This window comes from Streptomyces sp. UNOB3_S3 (assembly GCF_020740895.1).
In the GTDB taxonomy this organism is placed as follows: Bacteria; Actinomycetota; Actinomycetes; order Streptomycetales; family Streptomycetaceae; genus Streptomyces.
On record NZ_JAILXP010000364.1, the window covers coordinates 1 to 7063 of the forward strand.

Consider the following 7063-nt stretch of genomic DNA (forward strand, 5'->3'; position numbering starts at 1 on the left):
TCGGTCTGGAGGCGTTGGACGGTGTCGTGGAAGCGGACGGTCTGGCGCAGGTTGCGGTACCAGTAGTCGGCGGTCAGGGCTGTGGTGTCGATCGGGGCCGCTTCGACCGTCGAGTAGAACGGGATGGTTGAGGACTGGGGGCGGATGCCGTCCAGCGCCTGGAGAAGCTCGTTCTGGATGGTTTCGACGTGGGTGGAGTGGGAGGCGTAGTCGACGGCGATGGTGCGGGCCCGGATCCCTTCGGCCTCGTAGTCGGCGACCAGTTCTGTGAGGGCGTCGGGGTCTCCGGCGATGATGGTGGCGGTGGGGCCGTTGATGGCGGCGATGTGCAGGCGTCCGTCCCACTTGGCGAGGCGGGTTTCCACTTCGGTGGGGGGTTGGGCGATGGCGGCCATGCCGCCGTGTCCGGCGAGTTTGCGGGCGATGATCTGGGCGCGCAGGGCGACGATCCGGGCTCCGTCCTCCAGAGACAGTGCACCGGCGACAACAGCGGCGGCGATTTCGCCTTGTGAGTGGCCGATGACAGCGTCCGGCTCGATGCCCATGGACTTCCACAGCTCGGCCAGCGAGACCATGACGGCGAAGCTGGCGGGCTGGACGATGTCGACGCGGCGCAGGGCGTCCTCGTCGGCCAGGACGTCGGTGAGCTTCCAGTCGACCAGCCCGGCCAGTGCCGCCTGGCAGCGGGCCATGGCCTCCGCGAAAACAGGTGACTCGTCCAGCAGTGGGACGGCCATGCCTGCCCACTGCGTCCCCTGCCCGGGGAACACGAACACTGTCTTTCCGTCCGTGCTCGTGGCGACGCCGGACACGACATCGGCGGACGGTTCGTCCGCGGCGATCGCCTCCAGCCCGGCCCGCAGCGCAGCGCCATCCCCGGCCAGCACCACGGCCCGGTGCTCGAACACCGACCGTGATACGGCCGTGGCGTAGCCGAGATCCAGCAGGTCCGCCGCAGCCACCCGGTCGGTCAGCTGCCGTGCTTGGTCCCGCAGCGCACCGGCGTCACGCCCGGACAGTGCGACCGGCACCGGGCTCAACGCCCGTACGCTCTCCGGCGCGTCTGCCGCAGTCGGCTCCGGAGCCTCCTCCAGGACCACGTGGGCATTGGTCCCGCTGACGCCGAAGGACGAGATGCCCGCCCGGCGCGGGCGCTCGCCGCGCGGCCAGGTCACCGGCTCGTTCAGCAGGGCGACCGCGCCCGACGACCAGTCGATCTCGGTGGAGGGCTGCTCGGCATGCAGGGTGCGGGGCAGCTCGCTGTGCTGCATGGCCATCACCATCTTGATGACCCCACCCACACCCGCGGCGGCCTGGGCATGTCCGATGTTGGACTTCAACGAGCCCAGCCACAGCGGCTCTCCAGCCACCCGCCCCTTGCCGTACGTGGCGAGCAGCGCCTGCGCCTCGATGGGGTCGCCCAGCCTCGTCCCCGTACCGTGCGCCTCCACCGCGTCGACGGCGTCGCCGGTGAGCTGCGCATCGGCCAGGGCCTGCCGGATCAGCTGGGCCTGGGCCCGGCCGCTGGGCGCGGTCAGGCCGTTGCTGGCCCCGTCCTGGTTGACGGCGGAACCGCGCACCACCGCCAGCACCCGACGGCCGTTACGTATGGCGTCCGAGAGCCGCTCGACCGCGAGCACACCCACGCCCTCACCGGGTCCGAAGCCGTCGGCGGAGTCGCCGAACGCCTTGCAGCGGCCGTCCGCCGCCACTCCGCGCTGGCGCGCGAAGCGGACGAAGACGCCGGGGGTGGCCATGACCGTCGCGCCGCCGGCCAGCGCCAGATCGCACTCGCCCTGCCGCAGCGCCCGTACGGCCAGGTGCAGGGCTGTCAGCGAGGACGAGCAGGCCGTGTCGACGGTGGCGGCCGGGCCCTCCAGGCCCAGGACGTAGGAGATCCGCCCGGAGGTGAAGCTGACGACGCCGCCGGTGAGCATCTGCGCCTCCAGCTCGGCGCTGGGGCGGCGGACCTCATCGGTGTAGCCGCCGTTCCAGGCGCCCACATAGACGCCGGTGCGGCTGCCGCGCAGGGTGTGCGGGTCGATGCCGGCGCGTTCCAGTGCTTCCCAGGAGGTTTCCAGCAGGAGTCGCTGCTGGGGGTCCATGGCCAGGGCCTCGCGGGGCGAGATGCCGAAGAAGCCGGCGTCGAACTCGCCCGCGTCGTGGAGGAACCCGCCCTCACGGGTGTACGTGCGCCCGGCCGCGTCCGGGTCCGGGTCGTAGAGCCCGGCCACATTCCAGCCCCGGTCCACCGGGAACGGGGAGATCGCGTCGGTGCCCGAGGCCACCAGGTCCCACAGGCCCTCGGGCGAGGTGACCCCGCCCGGGAAGCGGCAACCCATCCCCACGATCGCGATCGGCTCGTGCTGCCGGCGCTCGATGTCCTTCAGGCGCTCGGTGGTGCGGTGGAGTTCGGTGGTGGTCCGCTTGAGGTAGTCGCGCAGTTTCTGTTCGGTTGCGTTCGTCATGGTTCACATCACCCGTTGGTCAAAAGTCGTCGGTGCGGCCCAGGGGCCGGCAGGGCGGCAGGGGAGCCGGAGGCGGCAGGGGAGGCAGGAGCGGCAGTCAGGAGCCGCCGAGCTTCTCGTCGAGGAAGGCGAAGAGATCGTCGTCGTCGGCGGTGTCGATCTCCTCGACGATCGAACGGTCCTCCTCCTGCGGCGCCCCGTCGCCCTGGAGGGCACTCCAGCGGGAGCCGAGTGCCGCGAGACGGGCGGCGATCTCCCGGCGGGTGATGTCGTCGGGGGCGAGCGAGGCCACATCGCCCGCGGCCAGCCCCTTGAACACCGCTTCCAGGCTTTCCAGTTCGGCGAGCAGCGGCGCCGCCGGTGCCGTCTCCGGGGCCAGCCGCTCGCGCAGATGCTCGGCGAGGGCCGCCGGGGTGGGGTGGTCGAACACCAAGGTCGCGGCCAGGTGCAGCCCGGTCGCCGCGGCGAGCCGGTTGCGCATCTCGACGGCCGTCAGCGAGTCGAAGCCCAGGTCCTTGAACGCCCGCTCGCCGAGGATGCCCTCGGGCTCCGTGTGCCCGAGGACCACGGCGGCGTGGGTCCGTACCGTCTCCAGCAGCAGCTCCCGCTGCTCGGCCGCGCCGAGCGGGGACAGCCGCTCGGCCAGGGCCTCGGCACCGTCCGCCGGTGCCGCGCCCGGCGCCGGGCGGGACGCGCCGCCGCTGCCCCGGCCGGGGTTGCCCGCCCCGTCAGGCAGCAGGTCCCGCAGCACCGGCGGGACGTTCCCCCCGGCCGCCAGGGCCGCGACGTTCAGGCGCACCGGCGCCTGGAACGCCTCGTCGACGCGCTGCGCGGTGTCGAACAGCGCCATGCTCTGCTCACCCGACAGCGGCAGCAGACCGCCCCGCGCCATCCGCCGGTGCAACTCCTCGGTGTCCAGGTGCGCGGTCAGCTGCCCGCTGCCCGCCAGGCCCCAGCCCAGCGACAGGCCGGGCAGCGCCCGGTCGCGCCGGTACTGGGCGAGCGCGTCCAGGAAGCCGTTGGCGGCGGCGTAGCTGCCCTGGCCCGGGCCGCCGAGCAGGGCGGCGACGGACGAGAACAGCACGAATACCGAGAGATCCATCCCGAGGCCGGGGTCCAGGGACGCCTCGTGCAGATTCAGGGCGGCATCGGCCTTGGGCCGCAGCACCCCGTCGATCCGCTCCGGGGTGAGGGACGTGACGACGCCGTCGTCCAGGACGCCCGCCGCGTGCAGCACGGCCGTGACCGGGTGCTCCGCCGGCACCGTGGCCAGCAGCTCGCGCAGCGCCGTCCGGTCGGCGGCGTCGCATGCCGCGACGGTCACCGAGGCGCCCAGGCCGCGCAGCTCCGCGACCAGTTCCCCGGCGCCCTCGGCCTGCGCGCCGCGCCGGCTCATCAGCAGCAGATGCCGCACGCCGTGCTCGGTGACCAGGTGCCGGGCGAGGGTGCCGCCCAGGTTTCCGGTGCCGCCGGTGATCAGCACCGTGCCGTGGGAGTCGAAGGCCGCCGGCATGGTCAGCACCAGCTTGCCGATGTGCCCGGCCTGGCTGAGCGTACGGAAGGCCTCCCGGGCGTTGCGGAGGTCGTACGGGGCCACCGGCAGCAGCCGCAGCACGCCCCGCTCGAACAGCTCCAGCAGCTCGGCGAGCATCTCGCCGATCAGCCCGGGGCCGTGCTCCATCAGCTCCAGCACCCGGTAGCCGGTGCCCGGGTGCTCGGCGGCGATCCGCTCGGCCTCGCGCACATCCGCCTTGCCCAGTTCCACGAACTGCCCGCCGCGCGGCAGCAGCCGCAGCGAGGCGTCGACGAACGGGCCTGCCAGGGAGTTGAGCACGACATCCACGCCGCGCCCGCCGGTCGCCTCCAGGAACTGCCCGGCGAAGTCCAGGTTCCGGGAGTTGGCGATGTGCCGGTCGTCCAGGCCCTGCGCCCGCAGCACGTCCCACTTGCCCGGGCTGGCGGTGCCGTAGACCTCGGCGCCGAAGTGGCGGGCCAGCTGCACCGCCGCCATGCCGACGCCACCGGCCGCCGCGTGCACCAGCAGCGACTGGCCCGGTCGCAGCCCGGCGAGGTGCTTGAGCGCGTAGTAGGCGCTGAGGAAGACGGCCGGTACGGAGGCGGCCTCGGCGTACGACCAGCCGCGCGGCATGTGCGCCACCATCCGGTGATCGGCGACCACATACGGCGCGAAGGCGTCCGTCCACATGCCCAGGACCCGGTCGCCGACGGCGAATCCGCTCACCTCCGGGCCGACCTCGGTGACCACGCCGGCACCCTCGGCACCCATCACGGCCTCGCCCGGGTACATGCCCAGGGCGATCAGCGTGTCACGGAAGTTGATGCCCGCCGCGCGCACCGCGATCCGCACCTGGCCCGGGCCGAGCGGCACGGTGTCCGCCGCGGTCGGTACGAGCGTCAGCTCCGAGAGCGTCCCGGAACCGCCGACCAGCTGCCAGGAGCGGGCGCCGGCCGGCGGCAGCAGCGCCTCGGCGTCCTTCTCGGGCATCGTCGCCAGCCGGGGGACCCGGACCTTCCCCGCCCGGATCGCCATCTGCGGCTCGCCGGAGGCCAGCCCGGCCGCCAGGGCCGCGCCGTCCACCGAGCCCGATTCTTCTGTTTCTTCCGCTTCCTTCGCTTCCTTCGCTTCCTCCACGTCGACCAGGACGAAGCGGTCCGGCTGCTCCGACTGGGCGGACCGCACCAGGCCCCACACCGCCGCGGCCACCGGGTCCCGTAGCCGGTCGCCACGCCCGGTGGCCACCGCGCCGCTGGTGACGAACACCAGGCGCCGACCGGTATCGGCCGCCAGCAGCTCCTGCAGGAGCGCGAGGGCGTTGTGCACGGCGCCGCGTACGGCGGCGGGGTCCGTGGCGGGGGAGCGGGGGACCGACACGGCGATCACGCCGGAGACGTTGTCGTCGTCCTCCCCGTCCTTCATGGCGCCCTTCAGGGCGTCGGTGAGGGTCGTGACGACGGTGAACGGCACGTCGGCCGCGCCCAGCCCCTCCGCCAGCCCGAAGACGTCCTCGCCGACCAGGGTCCAGCGCGGCGCGGCCGGGGAGCCGGCGGAAGACAGGGAAAGCGTCGGCCATTCGACGCGGTGCAGCATGCCGTCACCCAGGCCCTGTGCCGGGCGGCCCGGCAGCTGGAACTGCTCGGCGGGCACGGCCCGTACGGCGAGCGAGTCGATCACACAGACCGGCCGGCCGTCCTCGTCCACACCCTCGATGCGTACCGCGTCGTCCCCGGCCGCCGTGACCCGCACCCGCAGGCGCTCGGCGCCGGTGGCGTACAGGCGGATGCCGCGCAGTGCGAAGGGCATCCGGACCTGGCCGTCGTGCGGGAAGAAGGAGCCGAGGTTCATCGTCTGGAACGCGGCGTCCAGCAACGCCGGATGGATACCGAACCGGTCCGGTCCGGTCGCCGCGGCCCCCTCCGGGAGAGCCACTTCGGAGTAGGCCGCGGTGCCGTCGTCGTGCCCCGCCTTGACGCCCTGGAAGAGGGGGCCGTAGGTGTAGCCGCGCTCGGCGAAGGACGCGTAGAAGTCGGCGGGGCGGAAGGCGGTGGTGGCGGCGACCGGTGAACCCTCCGCCCAGGGGAGGGAACCGGGCTGCGCCTCGTCGGCGGGAGCAACGGTCGCCTGGACGTGCCGCGTCCAGGACTCCTGCTGCTCCGGCTGCGCTTCGCCGGTCTCCGGCCGGGAGTGCACGGTGACGGAACGGCGCCCGTCGCCGTCCGCCGCGCCGACGACGAGCCGCAGCCGCACCGCACCGCTCTCCGGCAGCAGCAGCGGCGCGGCCAACATCAGCTCCTCGACCAGCTCGCAGCCGGCCCGGCGGCCGGCCCACAGCGCGAGGTCGACGAAGGCGGCGCCCGGCATCAACGGCGAGTCCAGCAGGGTGTGTTCCCGCAGCCACGGCTGGGTCTCGGCGCCGAGACGCGCGGTGTAGAGGTACCCGCCGCCGTCGGGCAGTTCCACTCCACCGTCGAGCAGGGGGTGGTCGACCGCCGACATGCCGAAGGAGGTCACATCGCCGCGGCGGGACCGGGGCTCGTACCAGTAGCGCTGGCGCTGGAAGGGGTAGGTGGGGAGGTCGGTGTGGTGGGCGTCGGTGTCGGTGTAGGCGGCGGGCCAGTGGATGGGTGCGCCGTGGGTGAAGGCGTGGGCGGTGGAGGTGAGGAAGCGACGCAGGCCGCCGTCGTTGCGGCGGAGGGTGCCGATGCCGGTGGTGCCTTCGGGGAGGACGGGGGTGAGGACGGGGTGGGCGCTGGATTCGATGAAGAGGGTGTAGCCGTCGGTCTGGAGCAGCTCGATGGTTTCGTGGAAGCGGACGGGTTGGCGGAGGTTGTTGTACCAGTACGTCGCGTCGAGGGTGGTGGTGTCGACGGGGGCGGCCTCGACCGTGGAGTAGAACGGGATGGAGGCCTTTTGCGGACGGACGCCGTCCAGGATCTGGATGAGTTCGTTGCGGATGGGTTCGGTGTAGGCGGTGTGGGAGGCGTAGCCGATGGGGACGCGGCGGGCGCGGATTCCTTCGGTCTCGCAGGTGGCGAGGACCGTTTCGATCTGGTTCAGGGGTCCGGCGACGACGGTG

At 73.1% G+C, this 7063-nt stretch carries 2 protein-coding genes; both read right to left on the reverse strand.

All coding sequences use genetic code 11. The features are described from left to right. Positions 1 to 2468: type I polyketide synthase (locus tag K6I33_RS28850; RefSeq protein WP_229357481.1), on the reverse strand; the 2468-nt coding region annotated here is incomplete at its 3' end. A gap of 97 nt (positions 2469 to 2565) precedes the next feature. Continuing rightward, a partial coding sequence (locus K6I33_RS28860; protein ID WP_275126800.1) for an SDR family NAD(P)-dependent oxidoreductase occupies positions 2566 to 7063 on the reverse strand: 4498 nt, incomplete at its 5' end.